Origin of the sequence: Pseudomonas sp. 39004 (genome assembly GCF_028682155.1) — a bacterium.
Classification (GTDB): Bacteria; Pseudomonadota; Gammaproteobacteria; order Pseudomonadales; family Pseudomonadaceae; genus Aquipseudomonas; species Aquipseudomonas capeferrum.
In genome coordinates this window covers 1-23963 of the sequence record NZ_JANIAG010000080.1, presented here as the reverse complement: position 1 = coordinate 23963, position 23963 = coordinate 1, and the positions used below count along the sequence as shown (strand labels likewise).

Below are 23963 nucleotides of genomic sequence, written 5' to 3'. Positions count from 1 at the left end.
GGATGTCCAGCTGGCCGGCAAGCCAGGCATAGGATTCGGCAGAGTCTTCCATCATCGGTTCTTCGAACCAGGCGAAGTTGAGCTTTTCCAGGGCGCGGCCGATGGTCAGGGCGTCGGTACGGCTGTACCAGTGGTAGCCGTCGATCATCAGTGCGATGTCGGGGCCGACCGCTTCGCGCACGGCGGCGCAGGCCTTGATGTCCATGCTCACGCTGGGCGCGAAGGATACCGGCGGCATCCAGGTGTGCAGCTTGATGGCCTTGTAGCCACGCTTGACCAGCGTTTCGGCAAAACGCCCGTATTCCTCAGGGGTGGACAAGCCGCCTTCGAGCTCATCGCCACACATGGTCGAGCCATACGCAGGCACCTTGTCGCGGTAGCCGCCAATCAGCTTGTGCACCGGCACGTTCAACTTGCGCCCGGCCCAATCCCACAAGGCCTGCTCGACCAGTGCCAGAGCGCGATCGGTCAACTGGCTGGCGCTGCCGCGTTGCCAGTGCGCAAGGTCGTGCCAGATCTTCTCGCGATCAAAGGCATTGGCGCCTACCAGCACTTTGCGCACGAAGCCATCGAGCACGTACGGGCGGATCAGTTCAGGGGCACCCAGTGCATAGCCTTCGTTGCCGCATTCGGTGGTGATGCGCAGCAACGCCATCTTGGCCTGGGTCACGTCACCGGGGTGGGCATGGCCGGCACTGTCGACAGCGCGGCGCGTGGGGTAGGAAAAAACCTGGACGTTTACAGCAGTGATGATCATGGACGTCTGAGCCTTCTTATTGGATTTGTGGCGGGTGAGTCACGCTCTGGAGGCAATCCTACGTCATCATACAACTTTTGAAAAGCACCCCTTTAAAACTTTCAAATCCGGCCGGCGCGAGCACCTATTTGCGTCTTTTGGGACGTGTGTCGCATTTATCTATTCGTATAAAACCCTCTAGAAAGCGCATCTCAGGCGTTTAAAAAGAAGTCATCCGACAACCACCCAAGAAATCGTAGACAACCCAAATGTTGTACGATAACTTTGCCGCATCTGATCGCGGCACCCTGCCCTCCACCGCATCCGATGGTGACCACCCGCTTCAAAACGACCTCAACAAAAACAAGAAAAGAAGATCGAATGAACACCACACTCCGCAATCTCATTGCTGTCAGCACACTCGGCCTGTCTTTCTATGCCTGCGCAGACTCGGCCAGCCTCAACTACCGCCACGGCTACACCGAAGACGACAGCATCCATTCCGACCGCATCAAGCTGAATTACCGGATGGAAACCGGCCTGGGGTTCGCCGCCGAGATCAAGTACAAGACCGCCGGCGACCGTGAGGACGTGGCCTACGACAACATGGTCAACAACGGCCATGAGTTCACCGTGGACTACAACTACAAGCTGAGCCCCAAGTCGACCCTTACCCCGGCGTTCCAGATGGACAGCTCCAAGGACGCCACCGCCTACAAGTTCGGCTTGAAGTACAGCTACAAGATCAGCGACACCTGGTACGTCGCCACCCGTGTGCGGCATGACGCGCGCAACCTCGACCGCGACCAGATCGATCATTCCAAGGCGGACCGAGCCAAGGACAACCAGAACACCACGCGCCTCGAAGGTTGGCTGGGCTACACCCCGAAAGGCCCGTGGGCCTTCGAATACCAGTACATCCACTTCGACACCGACTACATCCGCTACGACAACAAGAAGAGCGACTACGAGCAGAACCTGATCATCAAGTACAAGCTCAACAAGCAGTGGGCGCCGTTCATGGAGGTGGGTGACATCAAGGTCAACGCCTATACCGATGACCGCCAGGCCCGCTGGCGCCTGGGCGTCCAGTACAACTTCATGTAATGCCGCGCTGCCGGGTGCCTGCCAGGTGGCCCGGCGTTATCGCTACCCCCAACGACCTTTCAAGCCAAGGTGCTGACCATGACCACACCCGCCTCGCCCACGTCGGGCAAACCCTTCAACCGCTTGCTGCTGACCGGCGCTGCCGGCGGGCTCGGGCAGATCCTGCGCGAAGCCTTGCAGGCCCACGCCACTGTCGTGCGCGCTTCAGATATCAGTGCGATGGCGCCAGCGGCTGGCGACCATGAAGAGGTGATCAGTTGCAACCTGGCGGACAAGGCCGGGGTACTGGCGCTTGCCCAAGGCGTGGACGCCATCGTTCACCTGGGGGGAATTTCCACGGAGCGTGCGTTCGAAGACATTCTCGACGCCAATATTCGCGGCACCTTTCATGTCTATGAGGCCGCACGCAAGCACGGCATCAAGCGGGTTGTGTTCGCCAGCTCCAACCATGTGACTGGCTTCTACCCGCAGGACGAGACGGTGGATGCGCAGTCTGTGCGCCGCCCGGACTGCTACTACGGCTTGTCCAAGTCGTATGGTGAAGACCTGGCCACCTTCTACTTTCACCGGTACGGCATCGAAACCGTGAGCCTGCGCATCGGCTCGTCATTCCCCGAGCCACGCAACCTGCGCATGCTCTCGACCTGGCTGAGTTATGCGGACCTTGCGCACCTGGTAGAACGTGCGTTGCTCGCCAAAAACGTTGGCCACACCGTGGTGTATGGGGTTTCGGCAAACCGTGAGCTGTGGTGGGACAACCGCTTCGCCGCGCACCTGGGCTTCAACCCGCAGGACAGCTCGGAGCGCTTTCGCGAGAAGCTTGCGCAACAGCCCAAGCCTGCTGCTGACGATGCCAGTGCGCACCTGCAAGGTGGCGCGTTCACCGCCGCCGGACCTTTCGGTGACTGAAGGCGCCAACGCCAGCGGGCTCAGGCCATCAGGATGCTCACCAGCATCTGCGCTGGTGTGCTCAGCTCCACGTCCTTGCGCGTAACCACTTCGTACGGCTCACTGCGCGACTTCAACTGCAACGGCAGGCGCACCAGCATGCCGTGGTCCACCGCGACCTTGGCGACATCCCATGGCATCACGGCCAGCAACCCAGGGTCTTGCAGCAGCATCGACAAGGTGGTGAAGGTCGAGGAGGTTTCAATCGGGTACTGCGGAAAGCTCAGGCCCGCTTCGCGGAATTCGCGCTCCAGGGTCAAGCGCATGGGCATGTTGACCGGGAACACCAGCCAGCGTGAGCTGGCCAATTGGCCCAGGCTCAACGACTCACTGCCGGCCAGGGCGTGCCCAGGGTTGGCCACCAACACCAACTGTTCCTGGTGCTTGGGCCGACTGTCGTACGCGGCGGGGCGCGGGCTGACGCTGGTCCGGCAGATCACCACGTCCAGGCGGCCCTGGTCGAGCAAGTTGAGCAGGCGGTCGCTGGTGTCCTCGACCACCGAGACCGACAGGTCTGGCTGACTGTCGCGCAGGCGCGCCAAGCCTTCCACCAGTATCGGTACCGCGCCCATGATGGTGCCAACCGACAAGCGCCCCCCATGGCCTTGCAGAATCCCCAGCATTTCTTCCCGCAGGTGTGCCAGGTCATTACTGATCAACCGCGCATAGCGCAGCACGCACCGCCCCAGGTCATTGGCTTCGAGGCCCTTGCTGGTGCGCTCGAACAGCACCGCGCCAAGCGTTGATTCAATCTCGTTGAGGGCCTTGGTTGCGCCGGGCTGGGTGATGGACATTGCCTCGGCCGCTTTATGGATGGAGCCCAGCTCGTCGAGGCTGATCAATAGCCGCAACTGGCGCAAGCGAAGGCGAGAGGCCATGGAGCTCAAGGATGGCAGCATAGGGGATCACTTAAAGTTATCACGGGGTCAGCAGCTCTCATTAGGCAGCAACGCCGGGGAAAATTAAAGTGTCGGCATCCCCACAAGAACAACACAGGAGCCAGCATGCGCCTGATCCAATTTGAAACCACCCCAGGCCAACGTCACGTAGGCGTAGTTGAAGGCGACCTGATCCAGGTCGTGCGTGATACCCACTCCATGCGCGAACTGGCCTTGGCCGCGATCGGCAAGCAGCATAGCCTGGCCGCCGAAGTACGCGAGCGTGGCCTGTACAGCACCGAACAACGCTACAGCCAGGCCTTGAGCGAATGCCGGGTATTGCCCCCGCTGGACCACGAAGACCCGGCCCATTGCCTGATCAGCGGCACCGGGCTGACCCACCTGGGCAGTGCCTCGACCCGCGACAAGATGCACCAACAGAAAACCGACGATGCCGCCACACTGACCGACACTGCGCGGATCTTCCAGTGGGGGATCGAGGGCGGGCGCCCTGCGCCAGGCACCGCAGGCGTGCAGCCGGAGTGGTTCTACAAGGGCGACGGCTCCATCGTCGTTCGGCCCGGCCAGGCGTTGCAGAGCCCGGCATTTGCCGAGGATGCCGGCGAAGAGCCTGAACTGGCCGGCCTGTATGTGATCGGCGATGACGGCCAGCCCTACCGCCTGGGCTTTGCCATCGGCAACGAGTTCTCCGACCATGTGATGGAACGGCGCAACTACCTTTACCTGGCTCACTCCAAGCTGCGTAGCTGCTCGTTCGGCCCCGAACTGCGGGTGGGTGAACTGCCCCGCCACCTGGATGGCATCAGCCGGATTCGTCGCGACGGCCAGGTGATCTGGGAAAAGGCCTTCCTCAGCGGTGAGGACAACATGTGCCACTCTCTGGACAACCTGGAGTATCACCACTTCAAGTACGCCCAGTTCCTGCGCCCGGGCGATGTGCACATTCATTTCTTCGGCACGGCGACCTTGTCGTTCGCCGACCAGATCAAGCCGGTCGAGGGCGATGTGTTCGAGATCAGCCTGCCCGATTTCGGCGCCCCGTTGTGCAATGGCATTGCCGTGACGCCTTCGGCCATCTCACCTGGCGAGGTGAAGACGCTCTGAACCGATGGCGGCGCAGGGCCGCGCCGCCGCGGCATTTCATAACAATCACAAAAGTGAGATGAGCATGAAGAACACCCCTTACACCGCGGCCTCGGCCGCCGCCACGGCCAGCACAGACACCGCCAGACCGACCACCGTGCGCTGGCGGATCTTCCTGATCCTGCTGTTGCTGGCAGCGATCAACTACATCGACCGGGCTTCGCTGTCGGTGGCCCTGCCGTTGATTTCTGCCGAGTTCGAACTTACGCCCGCACTTGAGGGGTTGATCCTCAGCGCGTTCTTCTGGTCTTACGCGCTGATGCAGATCCCGGCCGGTGTGCTGCTCGATCGCTTCCAGGTGCGCAATATCATCGGTGTCGCCACCATCGGCTGGGGCGCGTTCCAGGCACTGGGCGGCTTTGCCCATAACTGGATCACCCTGCTGGTCACCCGCATCGGCCTCGGTGTGGCCGAATCGCCGATCATGCCGGCGGGTGCCAAGCTCAACGGGGCCTGGCTGACCCCCAACGAACGTGGCCGAGGGGCGACCCTGGTCGACGGCGGCGCGCCGCTGGGCACCGCGTTTGGCGCCATCATCATCGCGGGGCTGATCACCTGGTTCGACTCCTGGCGCATCGCCTTCATCATCGCCGGCGTCGGCACCGTAGCGGCAGGTATCTGGGCCTGGTGGTACATCCGCAACCACCCCAGCGAACACCCGCAGGTGAACGCTGCCGAGCTTGCCTACATCACCCAGGCCAACGATGCCGCGACCCAGGCCAACGGCAACCGCAAAGCGGTGCTCAAGGAACTGCTCAAGAGCCGCTCGGTGCTGTGCATGTTCGCCGGCTACGCCTGCTACAACAGCGTGTTCTACGGCTTGTTGACCTGGATGCCGAGCTACCTGCACCAAGCCCACAACCTCGATATCAAGGCCATGGGTGGCGCCACCTTCCTGATCTTCATGTGTGGTTTTATCGGTGAGCTGATCGGCGGCTGGATCTCGGACAAGTGGAAAGCCAACGGCGGCCAACCGAACACGGTGATGCGCAGCATGTTTGCAGGCTCGGCCGCCGTTGCCGCGCTGTGCATCCTGCTGGTGGCGTATACCCCGGATGCCGCGCGGGTCATCGCGCTGCTGTGCGTGGCGCTGTTCTTCATCCGCTGGTGCGGGATGTACTGGTGCCTGCCGGCCATTCTCGGCGGCAAGTCCAAAGCTGGCGTGCTGGGTGGCAGCATGAACTTCTGCGGCAACATGGTCGGCGTGCTGGTGCCGATCCTGATCGGCTTAATCGTGCAGTTCACCGGTTCCTACTTCCTTGCCCTGATCTTCTTCGTGGTCATGGCCTTCGGCCTGATGCTGTTCTCTGGCCTGATCGACTATCGCGAGCGCGGGCTGGCCTGAGCCCCGCACCCTATTTGAGGTGATTGTCATGCAACTCATTACAACAACAGGCAGCGAACACACTGCCAACGCCGTGATCCGACTCAACCCGCTCGATGACGTGCTGATTGCCCGCCAGGCACTGCCCGAAGGGCTGCTGCTGGACGAAGGCATCACCGTTCGCCAGGCCATCCCCGCCGGGCACAAGGTCGCTGCGCGTGACCTGGCTGTCGGCCAGCCGTTGCGCCGCTACGGCCAGATCATCGGCTTCGCCAGCCAGGCCATCGCAGCGGGCCAGCATGTGCACGTGCACAACCTGGCCATGGGCGACTTTGCTCGCGACTACGCCTTTGGCGTCGATGCCCGGGGTGTGCAGGCGCCCAACGATGACACCTTCATGGGCATCGTGCGGGCCGATGGCCGGGTCGCCACGCGCAACTATGTGGGTATCCTCACCTCGGTGAACTGCTCGGCCACCGTGGCCCGGGCGATCGCCGACCACTTTCGCCGGGACATCCACCCCGAGGTGCTGGCGCCGTATCCGCACGTCGATGGCGTGGTGGCGCTGACCCACGGGGTCGGTTGCGCCGTCGACCCCTCCGGCGAAGCCTTGGCCATGCTGCGCCGTACCTTGGGTGGCTATGCCGTGCACGCCAACTTTGCCTCGGTGCTGCTGATCGGCCTGGGCTGCGAAACCAACCAGATCCCCGACCTGCTCGCCGCGCAGGGGCTGGAAAGCAGCCACACCCTGCGCACCTTCACCATCCAGGGCAGTGGCGGCACCAGCAAGACCATCGCCAGCGGTATTGCCCAGGTCAAGGCGTTGCTCGCCGAAGCCAACCAGGTCGAGCGCCAGCCGGTCAGCGTGCGCCACCTCACGGTCGGCCTGCAATGCGGGGGCTCGGACGGCTATTCGGGGATTACCGCCAACCCCGCCCTGGGCAATGCCGTGGACCGGCTGGTGGCCGCAGGCGGCACCGCGATACTGTCGGAAACCCCGGAAATCTACGGCGCCGAGCATTTGTTGACACGTCGCGCGGTAAGCCAGCAGGTCGGTGAAAAACTGATCGCGCGCATCCAGTGGTGGGAAGCCTATTGCCAACGCATGGGCGCCGAACTGAACAACAACCCCTCTGCCGGTAACAAGGCCGGCGGCCTGACCACCATCTTGGAGAAGTCACTGGGGGCGGTGGCCAAGGCCGGTTCCAGCGACCTGGTGGATGTCTACGAATACGCAGAACCGGTGCGCGCCCATGGCCTGGTGTTCATGGACACGCCCGGCTACGACCCGATCTCTGCCACCGGCCAGGTCGCTGGCGGGGCCAACCTGATCGCCTTCACCACCGGCCGCGGTTCGGCCTACGGCTGCGCGCCCTCCCCGTCGATCAAGCTGGCGACCAACACGCGCCTGTGGGAAACCCAGGAAGATGACATGGATGTCAATTGCGGCGGCATCGCCGACGGCAGCATGACCATCGAAGAACGGGGCCTGCACATCTACCAGATGATGCTGCACATCGCCTCGGGCGAACGCAGCAAGAGTGAACAGCACGGCTACGGGCAGAACGAGTTCGTGCCTTGGCAGATCGGCGCCATCACCTGACGGTTCGCTTCACGTACCCGTTTTAACGTTTATTGGAGCTTTCATGACCCAGATTCTTGGTCACAACTACATCGGCGGCCAGCGCTCGGCGCAAGGCAGCACCCGGCTTGTCAGCCTCGACGCCAGCACAGGTGAAGCATTACCGGGCGTTTTCAGCCAAGCCACCGAAGCTGAAGTGGATGCGGCTGCAACCGCTGCAGCCGCCGCCTTCCCGGCGTATCGCAACCTGCCTGCCGAACGACGCGCAGTGTTTCTGGATGCCATTGCCGACGAACTCGATGCGCTGGGTGACGACTTCATCACCACGGTCTGCCGCGAAACCGCCCTGCCCGCAGGCCGCATCCAGGGCGAGCGGGCCCGTACCAGTGGCCAGATGCGCCTGTTCGCCAAGGTGCTGCGCCGGGGCGATTTCCATGGCGCACGTATCGATCGGGCCCTGCCGCAGCGCCAGCCACTGCCGCGCCCGGATCTGCGCCAGTACCGTATCGGGGTCGGCCCGGTGGCCGTGTTCGGGGCCAGCAACTTCCCCCTGGCATTCTCCACTGCCGGTGGCGATACCGCCTCGGCGCTGGCCGCAGGCTGCCCGGTGGTGTTCAAGGCGCACAGCGGCCACATGGCCAGCGCCGAAGCGGTGGCCGATGCCATCCTGCGGGCGGCGGTACGCAGCGCGATGCCTGCGGGCGTGTTCAACATGATCTACGGCGGCGGTGTCGGCGAATGGCTGGTCAAGCACCCGGCCATCCAGGCCGTCGGTTTCACCGGCTCGCTCAAGGGCGGTAACGCGCTGTGCGCATGGCCGCCGAACGGGCGCAGCCGATTCCGGTGTTCGCCGAGATGTCCAGCATCAACCCGGTAATCCTGCTGCCTGAGGCGCTGGCACAGCGAGGCGCCACGCTGGCCCGCGAACTGGCGGCATCGGTGACCCTTGGCTGCGGCCAGTTCTGCACCAACCCCGGCCTGATCCTGGGGTTGCGCTCAGCCGCATTCAGCCAATTTGTCGTGCACCTGCAAGCGCACATGGCCGACCAGCCGGCGCAAACCATGCTCAACGCCGGCACCCTGGCCAGCTATCGCCAGGGTTTGCAGCACCTGCACGCTCACCCCGGCATCAGCCACCTGGCAGGCGCCGAGCAAGGCGAGCGCCAAGCGCAGCCGCAGCTGTTCCAGGCGGATGTCGGCATGCTGCTGAACGGCGACCCGCTGTTGCAGGAAGAAGTGTTCGGGCCTGCGACCCTGATCATCGAAGTCGAAGACCAGGCGCAACTCAAAGCGGCCGTGCAGGCCCTGCGCGGGCAACTGACTGCCACGCTGATGGGCGAAGCAGCGGAGCTGCCGGGCTTCGCCTGGCTGAGCGAGCTGCTGCAGGAAAAGGTCGGCCGCGTGTTGCTCAATGGCTACCCGACAGGCGTCGAGGTGTGCGATGCGATGGTGCATGGTGGCCCGTACCCTGCCACCTCGGATGCGCGCGGCACGTCGGTGGGCTCGCTGGCCATCGACCGCTTCCTGCGGCCGGTGTGTTTTCAGAATTACCCGGATGAGCTGCTGCCGCCGGCGTTACAGAACGCCAACCCGCTGGGGATCTGGCGCTTGGTCGATGGAGAGGCTAGCCGTTCAGCCTGCTGAGGGCCGCCGTGCAGCCGCCCCGACGAACACCGGGGTGCGTTGAGGGGGCGGCTGCCCACACGGAAATTTTGAACTCCCTTCGCACTGCCCTCTCCCACCTGAAGAGCCCCCGCGATTCTTCAGGACCCCGCCATGGCCAAACCCCTGCAGGAGTACCAGCGCAAACGCGATTTCAACGCCACGCCCGAGCCCAGCGGTAACCGTGGCCGTGGCAAGCAGCCCCATGCCCTGCAGTTCTGCATCCAGAAGCACGACGCCAGCCACCTGCACTACGATTTTCGCCTGGAGCTCGACGGCACGCTGAAAAGCTGGGCGATCCCCAAGGGCCCTTCGCTGGACCCGAAGGTTCGCCGGCTGGCCGTACACGTCGAAGACCACCCGCTGGACTACGCCGACTTCGAGGGCAATATCCCGGAAGGCCACTACGGCGCCGGTGACGTGATTGTCTGGGACCGGGGCATCTGGGAGCCCGAAGGTGACGCGCAGCAGGCCTATGCCAAGGGCAAGCTGCGTTTTCGCTTGCAGGGCGAGAAACTCAATGGCGTATGGAACCTGTTTCGCACCCACCTTGGGGGCAAGAAAGAACAGTGGATGCTGGTCAAGTCGCACGATGGCGAAGCCCGCAGCGAGGCCGAGTACAGCATCGTCGAGGCTCAGCCCGACAGCGTGCTCAGCGAGCGGACACTGGTCCCCAGGGCGCGAAAAACGGCCGGCAAGGCGGCGCCCCGTACACCACGCAAACGCAAGGCGAGCGCCCAGCAGGCCGCGCTACCCGATACGCTGCAACCGCAACTGGCCACCCTGGTCGACTCGCCACCGGCCGGCGATTGGTTGTACGAGGTGAAGTTCGACGGCTACCGGATTCTCGCGCGCATCGACGGTGATGACGTACGCCTGTACACCCGCAACGGCCATGACTGGACTGCCAAGCTGCCGCATCAGCAAGCCGCGCTGCGCAACCTGGGCCTCGATTCTGCCTGGCTGGACGGCGAAATGGTGGTCAACGACGCCCACGGCGTGGCGGACTTCCAGGCCCTGCAGAACGCCTTCGATAGCGAAGACGATCAGCACATCCTCTATTACCTGTTCGACCTGCCCTTTCTGGGCGGCCAGGACCTGCGCCAATTACCACTGCAAGAGCGGCGCCACACCCTGCAGCAATTGCTGGACCAGGACGACTCAGAGTGGCTGCGGTTTTCCGAAGACTTTGATCAGCCAGTCGACTCACTGCTCGACAGCGCCTGCCGCATGAAGCTCGAAGGCCTGATTGGCAAACGCGCCGACAGCCCTTACACCGGCCGACGCAGCGCCGACTGGATCAAACTCAAGTGCCAGCAACGCCAGGAATTCGTGATAGTCGGCTACACCGACCCCAAGGGCAGCCGCAGCGCCTTTGGCGCGTTGCTACTGGCCGTGCACGACGAGGGCGGCGAGTTGCGCTACGCCGGCAAGGTAGGCACCGGCTTCAGCGCGGCCACCCTGGACAGCATTCATGCGCGGCTCAAGCCTTTGCAAACGGCCAAACCACCCTTGAGCCAACCACCGACCGGTGCCGAAGCGCGGGGGGTGCATTGGCTCAAGCCGACCCTGCTGGCCGAAGTGGCCTACGCCCAGATGACCCGCGACGGAGTGGTGCGCCACGCGGTGTTCCATGGGCTGCGGGATGACAAACCTGCCACCGCCATCGATCTGGAGCACGCCATGCCTGGCAAGTCCGTCGCCAAGCCCAAGGCTCAGCGCAAACCCGAGGCGCTGGGCGAACTGCGCCTGACCCACCCTGAGCGCATCATCGACGCCACCCGCGCAACCACCAAGCGCCAGGTGGCCGAGTACTACGCGCAGGTCAGCGAGTGGATTCTGCCGCAACTGAAAAACCGCCCCGTGGCGCTGGTACGCGCCCCCGATGGCCTGGCGGGTGAGCTGTTCTTTCAGAAAAACGCCGACCAGCTGCACATCCCCAATGTGGTCAGCTACGACAAGAAAGCGGCCGGCCAGGCCGCCATGGTCATCAACCGCGCCGACACCCTGCTGGGCGCGGTGCAAATGAACATGCTCGAACTGCATACCTGGAACGCCACCGACAAGGATTTCGACAAGCCGGACCGCTTCATCCTCGACCTGGACCCGGACCCTGCGCTGCCGTGGAAGGCCATGCTGGAGGCCACGCAACTGACCTTGACCCTGCTCGACGAGCTCGGCCTGAAGGTGTTCCTGAAAACCAGCGGCGGCAAGGGTATCCACCTCGTCGTGCCACTGACCCGCAAAGCGGGCTGGGACGAGGTGAAGGACTTCAGCCATGCCATCGTCGATTACCTGGCCAATCTGTTCCCCGATCGGCTCAGCGCCGTGTCGGGGCCGAAGAACAGAGTCGGGCGCATCTTCATTGACTATCTGCGCAATGGCCAAGGCGCTACCACCGCGTGTGCCTATTCGTTGCGGGCGCGAGAAGGCCTGCCGGTGTCCGTGCCCATCTGGCGCGAAGAGTTGGCGCAACTCAAGGGCGCCAACCAATGGCACATCGGCAACCTGCACGAACGCCTGGCCGAAGTGGACGACCCGTGGGCCGACATGGGCAAGACCCGTCAATCGATCACCGCGCGCATGCGCAAACAGCTAGGGCTGGGCTGATGAGCATCATTCAGGACTTTGATCTGAACAACCTTGACCGGCTGTTGCGCGCTTTTACCGAACGGCCGCAGGCGCTCAACCTCGATACCCAGCTGCCAGCGCTGATCCAGGCGTTGCAGGCTGACCACCTTGACCTGCTGCCCTTGCCGGGCCAAGGCAACACCTTGCGGCGGTGGCAGAGCCTGGCACGCATCGCTGGCTGTGACATGGCCCTGGCCAAACTCTACGAGGGCCATACCGATGCCTTGGCGATCCTTGCCGAATGCGGGGCCGCGCACCATGCCCAGGAGGGTATCTGGGGCGTGTGGGCTGCCGAACCGCCGAATGCCCGCGCACGTATCGTCGAACGCCAGGGCGAGCAGGTGCGCCTGGCTGGCCGCAAGGCCTGGTGTTCGGGCGCCTTGCAGATCGACCGCGCGCTCATCACCGCCTGGGGTGATGACGAACAACCGCAGTTGGTAGCGATAGAGCTGTCGCACCCCAGCCAAGGCTTGAACATCGAGCACTGGCAAGCTGTGGGCATGGCCACCACGGCAAGCGTCGACGTCGAGTTCAACCATACGCCCGGCATCGCCATCGGCAAGCCGGGGCAATACCTGTCGCGCCCGGGCTTCTGGCACGGCGGGGCTGGCATTGCGGCCTGCTGGTACGGCGCGGCGGAGGCACTGGCCGATTACCTGCGCGAACACTGTCGCAACCCGCGCCCCGACCCGCATGCCGACGCCCACCTAGGCGCGGTCGACGCGGCCTTGCTTGGTGCCAGGGCGGCGCTGCGCGAGTGTGCAGCCTGGATCGACCGCGAGCCAAGCGCGGATGCCAGTTTCGAGGTGCGGCGCACCCGCGCGCAGGTCGAACAAGCCGTCGAGCAGGTGATCCATCACGTGGGGCGGGCACTGGGTGCCTCGCCGTTCTGCCGCAGCAGCCACTTTGCCCGGTTGAGTGCCGATTTGCCGGTCTTTATGCGCCAGAGCCACGCCGAGCGTGATCTGGCAGCCCTCGGACAGCAGCTGGCGAACCTGCCAGCAGGAGCTTGGCAGTTATGAATTTGATCGCGTCCAGCAACGGCACCCCCTGGGCTGACTGGCAGCATGCCGCGCACCTGGCCAGGGCCACCTGGATCGACCCCGGGCAACTGTGCCCGCCGGGGCGTCGCCTGGTACTGATCGCCCCCCACCCGGATGATGAAATTCTCATGGCGGGCGGCTTGCTGGCGGGCTTTCACGGGCGCGAAGAAGACCTGGTACTGATTTCGGCCACCGATGGCGAGGGCAGCCACCCAGGCTCCAGGCACTGGACCGAGCACCGCTTGCGCAGGCAACGGCCGCTGGAGAGCCGCCACGCCCTGCAACAGCTCGACCTGGACCTCAACCGCCTGGACTGGCGCAGGCTGCACCTGAAGGATGGCGCGCTACCGCGCGACGAGGCTTTTCTGGTCAACCACCTGAGCCAGCTGCTCAAGCCCGACGACCTGCTCATGGCCACCTGGCGCAACGATGGCCATTGTGATCACGAAGCGGTTGGCAGGGCCGCCGCGCAATCGGCACTGGCGCGCAAGGTGCAACTGGTGGAGGTACCGGTATGGGCGTGGCACTGGGCGCAACCGGACGACCCTCGCCTGCCCTGGCCGCGGGCTCATCGCGTGCAGCTCGATGAAGCCCGCCTGGCCCGCAAGCGCAAGGCCCTGGCTGCGCACGCCAGCCAGCTGGAGCCGGATGACGGCCAACCGCCCGTGCTGCCCGCCGCTTTGCAGGACTGCCTGCTACAGCCATTCGAACTGGTGTTCTTGTAAGGGAATCGACATGAGCCTCGACGCGCAATACTTCGCCGACCTCTACGCCAGCAGCGAAGACCCCTGGGCCTTCCGCACCCGCTGGTATGAAAAGCGCAAGCGCGAGCTGGTCATGGCCAGCCTGCCTCGCCAATGCTACCAGCGTGTTTTTGAACCGGCGTGTGCCAACGGCGAACTCAGCGCCTTGCTGGCCGAGCGTTGTGCCGACCTGCTGTGCCAGGACCTGGACCCGACCGCGGTGGGCCTGGCCCGTGAACGCCTCGCGAACGTGAGCCACGCCTCGGTCGAACTAGGCAAGCTACCGGGTGACTGGCCCGGGGGGCGCTTCGATCTCATTGTGTTGAGTGAGCTGGGTTACTACCTCGACCCGACAGACTGGCTGCAGGTCATCGAGCAGTCGGTCGCCAGCCTGAGCTATGACGGCGGCTTGCTGGCCTGTCACTGGAAACACCCGATCGCGGGCTGCCCGCAGGATGGCCGCGAGGTGCACCGGATGCTGGGCAAGCATCTACCGCTGTATCCGGTGTATCGCCACGAGGAAGCGGACTTTCTACTCGAATATTGGTCATGCCAGCCCAGCGTGGTGGACCTTGACGAGACCTGCCCATGATTGCCGTGGTGATCCCCGCGCACAACGAGGCGCGCCGCCTGGGCCGGTGCCTCAAGGCGGTCAAGGTCGCGGCCGCGCAGGCCGAGCAAGCGGGCTACCAGGTCAGCATCCTGGTGGTGTTGGACCGCTGCAGTGACGGTAGCGCGGCGGTGGCCAGGCGTCATGGCGTGCAGACGCTGGACGTTCACGCCGGCAACGTTGGCATGGCACGCAGGGCTGGGGCCGCCAAGGTGATCGAACAAGGCGCCAGCTGGCTGGCCTGTACCGATGCCGACAGCCAGGTGCCGCCGCACTGGCTGCTGTCGCAACTGGCGTTTGGGGCAGATGTGGTCTGTGGAACGGTGCATGTGGAATGCTGGCAGCCTTGGCAGAAGGCTGCCTTGCGTCGGCTGTACCTGAGCCGCTACGAGGCACGTGAAGGGCATCGGCATGTTCACGGTGCCAACCTTGGGGTCAGCGCGCAGGCCTATCTGCAGATTGGCGGCTTCCAGCCGTTGCCAGCGCATGAGGATGTACAGTTGGTGCGCGACCTGGAAGCGCAAGGGGCGCAGATTTCGTGGACGGCACGGCATAGTGTGGCCACCAGCAGCCGGCGGGACAGCCGGGCGCGGGAGGGGTTTGGGGATTATTTGGCGAGCCTTGAGGTGACGGTGTCGTGATTGGGATCCTGGGGCTGCTTTGCAGCCCTTTCGCGACGCAAGGCCGCTCCTACACCGATCGCGTTCTTTTGGACTGCCCCCAAAATCTCAGCCATGACTCATGAAGCCTTGCGCGTACGCTTTGCAGGTTTCTTCTCGGCCTCGGGCTTTTTCTTCCCCGCCGCCCCACCCTTGCCGCCCAAGCTGCGTTTGAGCAGTTCGGTAAGGTCGATAATGTCGGCACCTTTCTCTGCAGTATCGCCCTCGCCCTTCTCCACCACGCTGATCTTGCCCTTGCTGGCTTTCTCTTCCACCAGGTCCATGATGGTTTGGCGAAACGCATCCTGATACTCATCCGGCTGCCATGAGCCGCTCATGTCCTCGACCAGCCGCTTGGCCATGTCCAGTTCACGTTTGTCCACTTTGGTATCGGTCACGCTCTTGTCCAGCTCCAGCGTCTCCAACCCGCGCACTTCCTCGGGCCAGCGCAGGGTGATCATCACCAGGGCATCATCCAGCGGGCGCAGCAGCGTCAAGTGCTGACGGGTATGCAACACCACCGTGGCCAACGCCACCTTGCCGGTGCTGGCCAGCGTTTCGCGCAGCAACGCATAGACCTTGCCGCCGCGGCGGTCGGGGCTCAGGTAATACGGAGTATCGAAATGCTGCAGGGGAATTTCGCCGGCATCGACGAACGAGAAGATATCGATGGTCTGGGTCGCTTCAGGCCTGGCCGTGCGGATCTCTTCCTCGCTGATCACCACATAACGGCCTTTCTCGTACTCCACACCTTTGACGATGTTGTCCTTATCGATCTCTTTGCCGGTGACCTTGTTGATTCGCTTGTAACCGACCGGCTCCATGCTGCGTTTGTCCAGCCAGTCGAAATCGACCCGCTCGGTGCGCACCGCAGTATTCAGCGAGACGGGGATGTGCACCAGCCCGAAACTGATCGCGCCCTTCCAGATTGCCCTTGCCATGGTTAAGTCACCTCCCTCCAGCCCTGCGCCTATCGGAGCCTCTACTTGAAGTGACTGCGGCGCGCTGGGAAGGTTTAGTCAGGCTGCCCTGCGGCGGGCAGCGACTCGGTGCTTAGCTGAACAACACGCGCTTGAAGGCCTCGGCGGCCAGGTGCACTTGCACCGACCAATCGTCTGCGGCTTCGCTGCCGGCATCGTCGGAAATGTATTTGAGGCAGACGAATGGAATGCCTTCGCTGCGGGCAATCAGTGCCAGTACGTAGGCCTCCATGTCGACGACGTCGTAAGGTGCCTTGCCGTGGCTGGTTTCGAAATTGTCACCTGTGCCGCAGGTTTCCAGGGCAAGCCCTGGAATTGGCTCGCCGTGTTCGAGCAGAACGGGGATGTCCGACAGCGGCGTCTCATAGCGGGCGAAGCCCAGTGGCGTGACATCCATGTCGCGCTGGACGAAACGGGTGCAGCACACCACTTCACCCTTGCCATGGCCCTGGCTGCCGGCAGAACCCAGGTTGACGATCAGCTTGGGCTTGCGTTGGGCGATGGCCTTGGTCAGCGCGATAGCAGCATTGACCTTGCCGATGCCAGTGAACACGGTGTTCACCTCAGCAAACACAGTGCCAGCCTCGGCCTCGAGGGCGAAGACGAACAGCGTGTCATCCAGTGAAATGTCGGGGAATTGCTTGATCAGCATCATGGCGCAGGGGTTCCGGGTGGCTGCAAAAGGCGCGGCCATTTTCGGCCAACCCTGCCGAATTGCAAGCCCCGGCTACTGTTGCGTATGCCCTTGCCTGATCACCTGCTCGACCACGGCCTGTAGCGCTTCGGTGGCGTTCTTCCCGGCGGCGCACGCCTGCTCCAGGCATTCAAGCTGTCGGTCGGCACTGGTGCCCTCACGCAGGATACGCCGGGCATGCTCGAAGGCGCGTTCGGCGTCCACGGTGTCGACGGGGAACTGCCCCTGCAACTGCGCCAGCCAGCCTTCGGCCGTGACCGGCTGTTGCTCCTGGGTACCAATGAACTGGCCTTGGCGGCCGTAGCGCAGGGCGCGCCAGTAATTCTCCTGCGCGACCCAGCGCAACTCCCGGTTGAAAGGTGCGCGCGCCTGCCTTGGCTGCAAGCTGTGTTCCACCAAGTGGCGAAACACCCCGGCGATGCTCAAGGCGTCCTCAAGGCAGGGGCAGCCATCACAGATACGCAGCTCGACGGTGGGAAAACGTCGCGACGGCCGGATGGCCCACCAGAAGTCACCGTCAGCAGCCAACGAGCCGGTGCGCTGAAGCAAAGCCCGGTAGCGTTCATAGGCAGACCAGTCGGCCAGCGGCTCGGGCAACCCCATGTGCGGCCACTCGCCACAAATGACCCGCCGGTAGCTCATGTAGCCGGTACCCTGGCCCAGCCACAAGGGTGAGGAGGTACTGAGAACCAGCAGCAGCGGCAGCCAGTGCACCAGCCGATTGATCAATTGCATGCGGTCGCAGTCCGCCGGCACCCCCACGTGAACATGCAAGCCATTGAGCAGGCTGCGCCGCGCCACATGCTGGTAGTCGTCGAACAACTGGCGGTAGTGCACGCACGGCGCAGGCTTGTGCCGCAGCCAGGCTGCATTCGGGTGGCTGCCCGCGCCATACAGGCCCATGCCTTGTGCCGCCAGCACCTCGCTCAATCGCTGCCGGGCATGCGAGAAGAACTCGCGCGCCTCGAACAGGTTGGCGAACACGGGAGAGGCGACTTCTATCTGGCTGCGGAACATCTCCTGGGCAAAATGCTGCCCCAGTACTTCACGACACTGCCTGACCAGGCCCGAGGCAGGCATCGCCGGCACCTTGCCGGTAGCCAGGTCCACCAACAGGTATTCCTCCTCGATGCCAAACGTACAAGGCCGGGCCATGCTTCAACCGTTACGGGTAACGGTAAGCGCAACGGCGGCAATGCGCTCGACGTGTTCATAGCCGGGTTCGTCAAGCTGTTCGCCAAACACGTCGGGGTCGATTTCCCGGTATACCCAGGACCATTGCGGGCCCGCCAGGCGCAGGCGAACAGCCTCAAGCAGCGCGTCCCGGCCTTCTACAATCGCTACCCCGGTGTAGAGCAACAAGGTACCCCTCATGCTCAGGCGTTCCCGGGCCTGTTCGACGATGCGCAGTGACAGCTCGGCGCCCAGCGCCCCGCCACCGTGGCGGTAGGTGCGCGCATTGTGGTCGAGCATGTAGGGCGGATTGGCCACGATCAGGTCGAAGGTGCCGGTAATGCCGTGAAGCAAATCACTCGGCTCCACGGACACATTGCTGATGCCCGCCAAGGCCGCGTTGATGGCGGTATAGCGCAACGCCAGCGGGTTGATGTCCAGCGCGCTGACTTGGGCATGGGGGGCGGCGCGGGCGATGAGCAATGCCCCCACGCCACTGCCGCAGCCAATATCGACCGCGTGTTCCACGCGATCCGGGCAGCGTTGCAGATGGTCATGAATGACCTGGGCAAAGCGGTAGCTGTCGGGGCCGAAGAACACCGCGTCACTGGCGTGTGTGGGGTACGCGGAATGCACCAGCAACAGGTCGTCCAGGCTCGACCAACGCACCTTGCTGGCCAGCAGTTCACCGCGCTGCTCTAGCACCTGCGCATGCTGCAACGCTTGCAATTCGTCGGCCGAAAGCAACGAAGGCGCAAACGGCCGGCTCCAGCCGAACACGTCGCGCAAGTTGCTCGCCTGCCGGGCGCTGTCACGGGCGTTGTTGCGCGCATGGGTGGCGGGGGTTACACAGGTGAAGCGGTAAACGTCCGCACGCAAGCGCTTGCCTAGCTGCAGCAGTGCCAGGTCTGCCTGGGCTTGCTCTGGGTCTAACATCATCACTGACATCCTTCTTGAACCAGGCCAGTGGCGTTGACGAAGGCCTGAGTAGCCAACAGCCCCTCCGGCGACGCGTGACGGTTGCCGGCCATGCGCTGCACCAGGGCCTCCACAGTCTCTGGGCGCTGGCTGACCATGGGCCTGTCATCCGCCGACACGTTGATGTCCCAGCTACCCGGCATGACGCGCCGGATAGGCGCCTGCCAGTCGCCAGCGATCCAGTCGTGCCACAACTGCTTCTCGTAGGCCGTGAATACGCCGAACATGGCCGCAGCAGGTCCGTCGATCAGTTTCCACCAGCGGCTGTTTACCGGGTTCTCCCCGCGCCGGATCCACCCTTGGGCCTGCAGCGCATCGACGAAGGCCGGCATGGCGCCGGGCTCGGCCAGCCATTGATTGATGGTGCGCTTTTGCAAACGGCAGTGATCGGCGTGCATGAACTGGCCGTATTGGCGCTTGCGCTCCAGCGCTGCGAACAGCTGTGCCTGCAGGTCGAACTCGGCGACCAATGCGGTCGCTGGGGTGCCCAGGTCGTTCAACCGGTAGCCGCGCCGCACCCGCTGGTAGAAGTGCTGTGCGTCCTGTGCCGGGCACAGTTGCCGTAACGCCTGGATGGACAGCTGGGCATGGCCGCTGGCGGCGTTGTCGATGGTGACATGCAGCTGAAAGTAATGGCCGTCGATGCCCAGCTCCGCCAGCTCATACGTGGTAATCAGCAAATGCAGCGGCGGCTGCTCGTAACCCAGGTTGTACCCCAGCACTTCGGGCAGGAATGCGTCCCCGTGCTGCCCAAGGGCCAGTTGCACGGCACCTTGCAAGTAGCGCTGGTCGTCCAGTTGGGGCAGTTCCAGGCAGCCCAGACGGCTCAGCAGCCGCTGGTAGATCAGCACATGGTTGCAACGCGGGTCGCCATTGCCCAGCTCTTCCAGGTAGGTGCGGATCAGCCCGTGGTACCGCGGGTCGCGCCAGTGCTGCAACGTGCCGTGCAGCCAGGCACCGTCCACCGCCTTGGTGGGTGCAACCTGCTGCAGAAACCACAGGGCATGGGCGCGGTTGCTGAAGAAGTGGCGTGGCGCACCTTGGCGGCGTTGCTGCAGGTAGTCGGCATAGGCCTTGGCGACTTCGCCGGCATGATGATCGCTCCAGGCAGGGAGCTGTGCGGGGGTGTCAGGCAAATCATCCGGCCAGTGCTCGACGCGCGCGATTTGTTCACGCAGCCAGGCGGCGCTTGTGGCGTCCGGGCCTTCCAGGAGGTTCTGGTACCGGTGTTGCAGGCTCAGGTTTGCTGCGCGAGCCCCTGCATCAGCAGCGGCCTTGCGGGTAATGACCGTCATGCCGAGCTCCTCTGAACTTATTGGGCCGGTTTTTGCCCCGGCATAGGCTCGGGGTCAGGCGCAGGCTGCGGCGCTGGCAGATCATCCGGTTTTTGCATTTGCAACGATGGCTTGCTGGGGTCGGCGTCTTTGCCGGGGTGATTGTTGTCTCGGTCGAAACAACCACCCATCAGCGTCATGGCGCCCACCAGGGCGACCCAATGAGTCAATCGCATGGGAAGTCCTCCGTTGTGTTCAATTGCAGTGCCAGGTCGCCCCGGCACTGCGTATTCCTCAATTACGAACGGCCGCCTTTACGGCTGGTGTCGTGAGGCATGTTGCCCCCCGAAGACTGGCCACCTTTACGCCCCGCTTCAGAGGCCTTCTCGCGGTCGTTGGCGAAGTTGCCCGGGTTCTTGCTGCCGCCTTGGCTGCCTTCCTTGCCCTGGGTGCCGGTGCGGCTGTTCTCTTTGTTAGCCATGGTCGTGAAACCTCATATGACTTCAGGAAGCACGGCACTGTGCCGTACATAGGTTCGGAGTTCGGCGATATCGAGGGATTCGTTTTATTGCGACAGGTTCGGACCGGTGGCATTAAATAAGCGGCAGCTGCATATTTGGTGCGCCAAGTGACGTCTGGCTTACTCGGTATCCGTTGTATCGAGACGCGCCTGCCGCCGCCCCAGCCAGCCGCCGGTCGCCGCCCACCCCAGGGCTATCGCGGCCCCCATCAGCATCGCCAGTTGCGGGTGCTCGGCCATCACGTCCAGTGCCCGCTTGACCCAACCGCTAAGGGCGTCACCGCCGCGGTAGACCACCGTGTCGATGAAGTTCTTGGCCTTGTACTTGTCCTCTGCCGACAGGACCGTGAACAGCATCTCGCGCCCAGGCCGCACCAGCGCATACTCACCGGCCCGGCGCACCACCATCACCACGACGAAGGCGGCGAACACCGGCGCCAGTGCCAGCCAGACAAAACCTGCAGCCATTACCAACGGCACCGCCACCAGCAGCACCCCCACGCCCATTCTCCGGGCCAGGCGCCCGGTCAGGAACACCTGGGTGAGGATCGCCAAGGCCTGGACCACGGTGTCGATCAGGCCGAACACCTGGGTTTGCCGTGTGCGGTCGGTGAAGGTCTCGCTGACGATGCGCGCCTGTTCGAAGTACAGGAACGTGCTGACGCTGGCCAGCAGTACCACGAACAGCGCGATACCCAGCAGATAGGGAGAGCGCAGCACCGCCGTGGCGCCGGCGAACGGGTTGCCACCCAAGGGTTTCGACGACGAGCGCTGCAGGTGCGCCGGCAGTGGATGACGGGCCCGCCAGCGCTGCAAGTACAGCGTTGCGCCCGTGCTGCCGAGCAAGAACAGGCCCGCCAGCACCAGCAGGCCGGCATGCCCCAGCGGGCCCACCAGCACGGTGCCCAGGATCGGCCCGCTTAGCCCGCCCAGGCTGGCACCGGCCGCCAGCAGGCCGAACAGGCGTTTGCCTTGCTCGGTGGAAAACAGGTCGGCAAGCACGCTCCAGGCCAGCGAGATGGTCAGCAGGTTGAACACCGACAGCCAGATGTAGAACGCCCGTGCCGTCCACAGACCGTCTGGATCACGGGCAAAGAGCACGGCGAAGAGCAGCAGGTTGCTGGTGAAAAAGCCATAGGTCCACGGCAGGATATGCCGCCGACGCACTTTCGACGCCAGCCAGCCAAACAGCGGCAGGCACGCCAGGGTGGCAACGAAGGTGCCGGTAAACAGCCATTGCAGGTTGTCTACGCCACCGGCCACGCCCATGGTCTCGCGCACCGGGCGCAGCATGAAGTAACCGCTGAACAGCAGGTAGAACAACAACAGCCCGGCAAGCACCGCAGGCCCTTCACCCGGTTGAAGATTCAACCCGTTGCCCAGGCGCCGCCGCCAGCCTTGCATCGCGTCAGGCAAACTGGTCGATCAGCGCCTGTTGCTGCGCTTGGCTGAGCAGCGGCGTGTGGCCGGCCTTGAGCTGATCGAGCTGTCGATCAGGGCGGCTGGTGGCGGGTATGACCGTGGTCACTGCCGGGTGGCTGATGGCGAACTTGAGAAACAGCTGCGCCCAACTGCCGATACCTGCCTCTGCAGCCCAGCCAGGCAAGGGCTGGCCCTTGACCTTGGCGAACAGCCGGCCATCGTCGAACGCCCGGTTGATCAGCACTGCAACGCCCTTGTCCTGGCACAGCGGCAGCAGTTCGCGCGCCGCATGTGGCGCATTGACCGAATAGTTGATCTGGATGAAATCCAAGGGCTCGCTGCGCACGATCCTGGCGACTTCATCCTGGCCGCTGTTCAGGTAGTGGGTGATGCCGACGTAGCGGGTCTTGCCCTGCTGCTTGAGTTCACGGGCATAGGGCAGCTGGGTCTGCCAATCGCGCAGGTTGTGGATCTGCAGCAGGTCGACCTTGTCGGTGCGCAGGCTGCGAAGGCTGCCGGCCCACTGCGCTTGCGCGTCGGCGAGGCTGTCAGCGGCGATCTTGGTGGCAAGGAAGCACTGCCGGTGCCAACCGCCTTCTTCCAGTAATTGGCCAAGGATACTGTCGGCGCCGCCATAGTTGGGCGAGGTGTCGATGACCCTGCCGCCACCCTCGAAGAAGGCCTTGAGCACCGTGGCCAGCTGTTGGTACTCGGCAGTGCCGGCTTCGACTTCGAAACTGCCAGAGGTACCGGCACCGATCACCGGCAGGGCTTCACCGGTGGATGGGATCTTGCGGGTCAGTAGCCCGCTGGGTGCGGCAGCGTGCAACCAGGGGCTTGCGGCCAGCAGCCCCAAGGCCGCGCTGGCGCGCAGGACATCACGACGTGCGTACATGGAAAAGCTCCCGTCATGAATCGGAAACTTTCAAGGCTAGCCGCTCTACCCTGCGCCGGCGAGTGATTCTGTATCTGGATGTTTAGCGATCAGGCCTGCAGCAGCAGGCGCAGGTCCAGGCCGGTATCACCCAGGGGTGGGCACCAGTAATAGCCGCCGGTCAGTGGCCGGCTGAAACGGTAGAGGCCATCGATGATGCCGTCTTCCAGGCCGCTCATGCGCCGCAGTTGCACTTCGAAGGCATCGAAACTGTGGCCCAGGGCAACGAAGGCAAGGCCTGCGCCTCGCGCGTCGGCCCAGGCGACCGAACGACGGACCATGAACGCTTCAGGTTCGAAGCTTTCCTGGGCGGTACGCTTGACGTGTGCGGATGCCGGGGCGTCGTCGAGTTCTTCGTTGTCGGCCAGGCGGCGGCCGATGATGTTGTCTTGGTCTGCCTGGGGCAGCGACTTGAAGTACGTCAGGTCATGCTTCCACAACTGGAACGCGGCAAAGCTGGAACCACTGAGGCCGGGCTGGCCAGCGTCGACGATGGCCGCTTGCACTGCCTCTTCGTCCACCGGGTTTTCGGTGCCGTCTTCATAGCCGGTCAGGTCGTGCCCGCCCCGGTGCAGGAAGCCGTCGATGCAGTCTGCCAGGTGCAGTGCCGGTGCCAGCGCCTGCTCCAGGGCCTGGGCGCGCAGCAGCAAGTCACCCCGCTCGTTACCGCGCAGCCACAGCCACAGGGCGTGCTGGGTGCTTGGGTTCTCGACCGCAGCATCCAGCTGCGGGAAGGCCCGCAAGCCCGGGACTTCGCGGCCCAGGGCCTTGGCCAGGGGTGCGCCGACGCCAAGGATCAGCTGTTCGCCATCGACCTGCGGCAGCAAGGCGTCGAGTGCAGCGGGCAACGCTTCGGGGGAGTGCAGCGTGAAGAACAGGTGGCGGGCATGGGCCGGCACCG

At 63.9% G+C, this 23963-nt stretch carries 21 protein-coding genes and 2 pseudogenes; 11 read left to right on the top strand and 12 right to left on the bottom strand.

Annotation, left to right across the window (positions count from 1 at the left end; translation table 11 throughout):
• Positions 1 to 757: enolase C-terminal domain-like protein (locus NP534_RS15210; protein WP_274099243.1), on the bottom strand; the 757-nt coding region annotated here is incomplete at its 3' end.
• Positions 758 to 1117: 360 nt separating this feature from the next.
• Here NP534_RS15210 and NP534_RS15205 point away from each other — a divergent pair.
• On the top strand, positions 1118 to 1843 hold the full coding sequence (locus tag NP534_RS15205; RefSeq protein WP_033697931.1) for an oligogalacturonate-specific porin KdgM family protein: 726 nt from the start codon (positions 1118 to 1120) through the stop codon (positions 1841 to 1843).
• 78 nt (positions 1844 to 1921) lie between these two features.
• Positions 1922 to 2752 carry an NAD-dependent epimerase/dehydratase family protein gene (locus NP534_RS15200; RefSeq protein WP_274099242.1) on the top strand — a complete coding sequence of 277 codons (831 nt, stop codon included), beginning with the start codon at positions 1922 to 1924 and terminating at the stop codon, positions 2750 to 2752.
• A 20-nt stretch (positions 2753 to 2772) separates the two neighbouring features.
• Here the strand turns inward: NP534_RS15200 and NP534_RS15195 are convergent, their stop codons facing one another.
• Complete coding sequence (locus tag NP534_RS15195; protein ID WP_274099241.1) at positions 2773 to 3690, bottom strand: LysR family transcriptional regulator; 918 nt, start codon at positions 3688 to 3690, stop codon at positions 2773 to 2775.
• Positions 3691 to 3795: 105 nt separating this feature from the next.
• Between NP534_RS15195 and araD1 the strand changes: the two genes are divergently transcribed.
• From araD1 to NP534_RS15150, 9 genes and pseudogenes are all read left to right on the top strand, one after another.
• A complete protein-coding gene (araD1, locus tag NP534_RS15190; protein ID WP_274099240.1) occupies positions 3796 to 4794 on the top strand; it encodes an AraD1 family protein in 999 nt (332 codons plus the stop codon).
• A 64-nt stretch (positions 4795 to 4858) separates the two neighbouring features.
• Positions 4859 to 6178, top strand: coding sequence for an MFS transporter (locus NP534_RS15185; RefSeq protein WP_274099239.1), 1320 nt, complete (start codon positions 4859 to 4861; stop codon positions 6176 to 6178).
• 28 nt (positions 6179 to 6206) lie between these two features.
• Positions 6207 to 7760 carry a UxaA family hydrolase gene (locus NP534_RS15180; protein ID WP_274099238.1) on the top strand — a complete coding sequence of 518 codons (1554 nt, stop codon included), beginning with the start codon at positions 6207 to 6209 and terminating at the stop codon, positions 7758 to 7760.
• Positions 7761 to 7803: 43 nt separating this feature from the next.
• A pseudogene (locus NP534_RS15175) lies at positions 7804 to 9383 on the top strand (aldehyde dehydrogenase (NADP(+))).
• Positions 9384 to 9515: 132 nt separating this feature from the next.
• Positions 9516 to 12011 (top strand): DNA ligase D, encoded by a 2496-nt coding sequence (gene ligD / locus NP534_RS15170; RefSeq protein WP_274099237.1) that lies wholly within the window; start codon positions 9516 to 9518, stop codon positions 12009 to 12011.
• On the top strand, positions 12011 to 13054 hold the full coding sequence (locus NP534_RS15165) for an acyl-CoA dehydrogenase family protein (RefSeq protein WP_274099236.1): 1044 nt from the start codon (positions 12011 to 12013) through the stop codon (positions 13052 to 13054). The genes ligD and NP534_RS15165 overlap by 1 nt, the downstream gene beginning before the upstream one ends.
• Positions 13051 to 13800, top strand: coding sequence for a PIG-L deacetylase family protein (locus NP534_RS15160; RefSeq protein ID WP_047583198.1), 750 nt, complete (start codon positions 13051 to 13053; stop codon positions 13798 to 13800). The genes NP534_RS15165 and NP534_RS15160 overlap by 4 nt, the downstream gene beginning before the upstream one ends.
• A 10-nt stretch (positions 13801 to 13810) precedes the next feature.
• Positions 13811 to 14410 (top strand): class I SAM-dependent methyltransferase, encoded by a 600-nt coding sequence (locus NP534_RS15155; protein ID WP_033697940.1) that lies wholly within the window; start codon positions 13811 to 13813, stop codon positions 14408 to 14410.
• On the top strand, positions 14407 to 15069 hold the full coding sequence (locus NP534_RS15150) for a glycosyltransferase (protein WP_274099235.1): 663 nt from the start codon (positions 14407 to 14409) through the stop codon (positions 15067 to 15069). The genes NP534_RS15155 and NP534_RS15150 overlap by 4 nt, the downstream gene beginning before the upstream one ends.
• 98 nt (positions 15070 to 15167) lie before the next feature.
• On the opposite strand, the gene ku is transcribed toward NP534_RS15150, so the two are convergent.
• From ku to NP534_RS15100, 10 genes and pseudogenes are all read right to left on the bottom strand, one after another.
• A complete protein-coding gene (ku, locus tag NP534_RS15145; protein ID WP_274099234.1) occupies positions 15168 to 16028 on the bottom strand; it encodes a non-homologous end joining protein Ku in 861 nt (286 codons plus the stop codon).
• A gap of 112 nt (positions 16029 to 16140) precedes the next feature.
• Positions 16141 to 16722 (bottom strand): 5'-methylthioadenosine/S-adenosylhomocysteine nucleosidase family protein, encoded by a 582-nt coding sequence (locus tag NP534_RS15140; RefSeq protein WP_033697944.1) that lies wholly within the window; start codon positions 16720 to 16722, stop codon positions 16141 to 16143.
• A 72-nt stretch (positions 16723 to 16794) separates the two neighbouring features.
• The gene (locus NP534_RS15135) at positions 16795 to 17916 is read right to left on the bottom strand and encodes a carboxylate-amine ligase (protein ID WP_274099233.1); all 1122 of its coding nucleotides are present in this window, start codon (positions 17914 to 17916) and stop codon (positions 16795 to 16797) included.
• Between the two features lie 3 nt (positions 17917 to 17919).
• Entirely contained in the window at positions 17920 to 18873 is a 954-nt protein-coding gene (locus NP534_RS15130; RefSeq protein WP_274099232.1) for a class I SAM-dependent methyltransferase, read from the bottom strand.
• Positions 18873 to 20207, bottom strand: coding sequence for an iron-containing redox enzyme family protein (locus NP534_RS15125; RefSeq protein WP_274099231.1), 1335 nt, complete (start codon positions 20205 to 20207; stop codon positions 18873 to 18875). The genes NP534_RS15130 and NP534_RS15125 overlap by 1 nt, the downstream gene beginning before the upstream one ends.
• A gap of 17 nt (positions 20208 to 20224) precedes the next feature.
• On the bottom strand, positions 20225 to 20422 hold the full coding sequence (locus NP534_RS15120) for a hypothetical protein (RefSeq protein WP_033697948.1): 198 nt from the start codon (positions 20420 to 20422) through the stop codon (positions 20225 to 20227).
• 62 nt (positions 20423 to 20484) lie between these two features.
• A pseudogene (locus tag NP534_RS15115) lies at positions 20485 to 20604 on the bottom strand (general stress protein); the annotation flags it as partial.
• 222 nt (positions 20605 to 20826) lie between these two features.
• Entirely contained in the window at positions 20827 to 22110 is a 1284-nt protein-coding gene (locus NP534_RS15110; RefSeq protein WP_274099244.1) for an NTP/NDP exchange transporter, read from the bottom strand.
• Positions 22111 to 22114: 4 nt separating this feature from the next.
• Positions 22115 to 23023: an aldo/keto reductase gene (locus NP534_RS15105; protein ID WP_274099230.1), complete on the bottom strand. Its 909-nt coding sequence runs from the start codon at positions 23021 to 23023 to the stop codon at positions 22115 to 22117.
• Positions 23024 to 23112: 89 nt separating this feature from the next.
• The gene (locus NP534_RS15100; protein ID WP_274099229.1) at positions 23113 to 23961 is read right to left on the bottom strand and encodes a Dyp-type peroxidase; all 849 of its coding nucleotides are present in this window, start codon (positions 23959 to 23961) and stop codon (positions 23113 to 23115) included.
• Positions 23962 to 23963: the final 2 nt, after the last annotated feature.

Excerpts from the sequence above, each read along its gene's own strand:
- NP534_RS15205 (WP_033697931.1), top strand. The coding sequence starts at position 1,118 with ATGAACACCACACTCCGCAATCTCATTGCTGTCAGCACACTCGGCCTG.
- NP534_RS15200 (WP_274099242.1), top strand. The coding sequence starts at position 1,922 with ATGACCACACCCGCCTCGCCCACGTCGGGCAAACCCTTCAACCGCTTG.
- NP534_RS15195 (WP_274099241.1), bottom strand. The coding sequence starts at position 3,690 with ATGCTGCCATCCTTGAGCTCCATGGCCTCTCGCCTTCGCTTGCGCCAG.
- araD1 (WP_274099240.1), top strand. The coding sequence starts at position 3,796 with ATGCGCCTGATCCAATTTGAAACCACCCCAGGCCAACGTCACGTAGGC.
- NP534_RS15185 (WP_274099239.1), top strand. The coding sequence starts at position 4,859 with ATGAAGAACACCCCTTACACCGCGGCCTCGGCCGCCGCCACGGCCAGC.
- NP534_RS15180 (WP_274099238.1), top strand. The coding sequence starts at position 6,207 with ATGCAACTCATTACAACAACAGGCAGCGAACACACTGCCAACGCCGTG.
- ligD (WP_274099237.1), top strand. The coding sequence starts at position 9,516 with ATGGCCAAACCCCTGCAGGAGTACCAGCGCAAACGCGATTTCAACGCC.
- NP534_RS15165 (WP_274099236.1), top strand. The coding sequence starts at position 12,011 with ATGAGCATCATTCAGGACTTTGATCTGAACAACCTTGACCGGCTGTTG.
- NP534_RS15160 (WP_047583198.1), top strand. The coding sequence starts at position 13,051 with ATGAATTTGATCGCGTCCAGCAACGGCACCCCCTGGGCTGACTGGCAG.
- NP534_RS15155 (WP_033697940.1), top strand. The coding sequence starts at position 13,811 with ATGAGCCTCGACGCGCAATACTTCGCCGACCTCTACGCCAGCAGCGAA.
- NP534_RS15150 (WP_274099235.1), top strand. The coding sequence starts at position 14,407 with ATGATTGCCGTGGTGATCCCCGCGCACAACGAGGCGCGCCGCCTGGGC.
- ku (WP_274099234.1), bottom strand. The coding sequence starts at position 16,028 with ATGGCAAGGGCAATCTGGAAGGGCGCGATCAGTTTCGGGCTGGTGCAC.
- NP534_RS15140 (WP_033697944.1), bottom strand. The coding sequence starts at position 16,722 with ATGATGCTGATCAAGCAATTCCCCGACATTTCACTGGATGACACGCTG.
- NP534_RS15135 (WP_274099233.1), bottom strand. The coding sequence starts at position 17,916 with ATGGCCCGGCCTTGTACGTTTGGCATCGAGGAGGAATACCTGTTGGTG.
- NP534_RS15130 (WP_274099232.1), bottom strand. The coding sequence starts at position 18,873 with ATGATGTTAGACCCAGAGCAAGCCCAGGCAGACCTGGCACTGCTGCAG.
- NP534_RS15125 (WP_274099231.1), bottom strand. The coding sequence starts at position 20,207 with ATGACGGTCATTACCCGCAAGGCCGCTGCTGATGCAGGGGCTCGCGCA.
- NP534_RS15120 (WP_033697948.1), bottom strand. The coding sequence starts at position 20,422 with ATGCGATTGACTCATTGGGTCGCCCTGGTGGGCGCCATGACGCTGATG.
- NP534_RS15110 (WP_274099244.1), bottom strand. The coding sequence starts at position 22,110 with ATGCAAGGCTGGCGGCGGCGCCTGGGCAACGGGTTGAATCTTCAACCG.
- NP534_RS15105 (WP_274099230.1), bottom strand. The coding sequence starts at position 23,023 with ATGTACGCACGTCGTGATGTCCTGCGCGCCAGCGCGGCCTTGGGGCTG.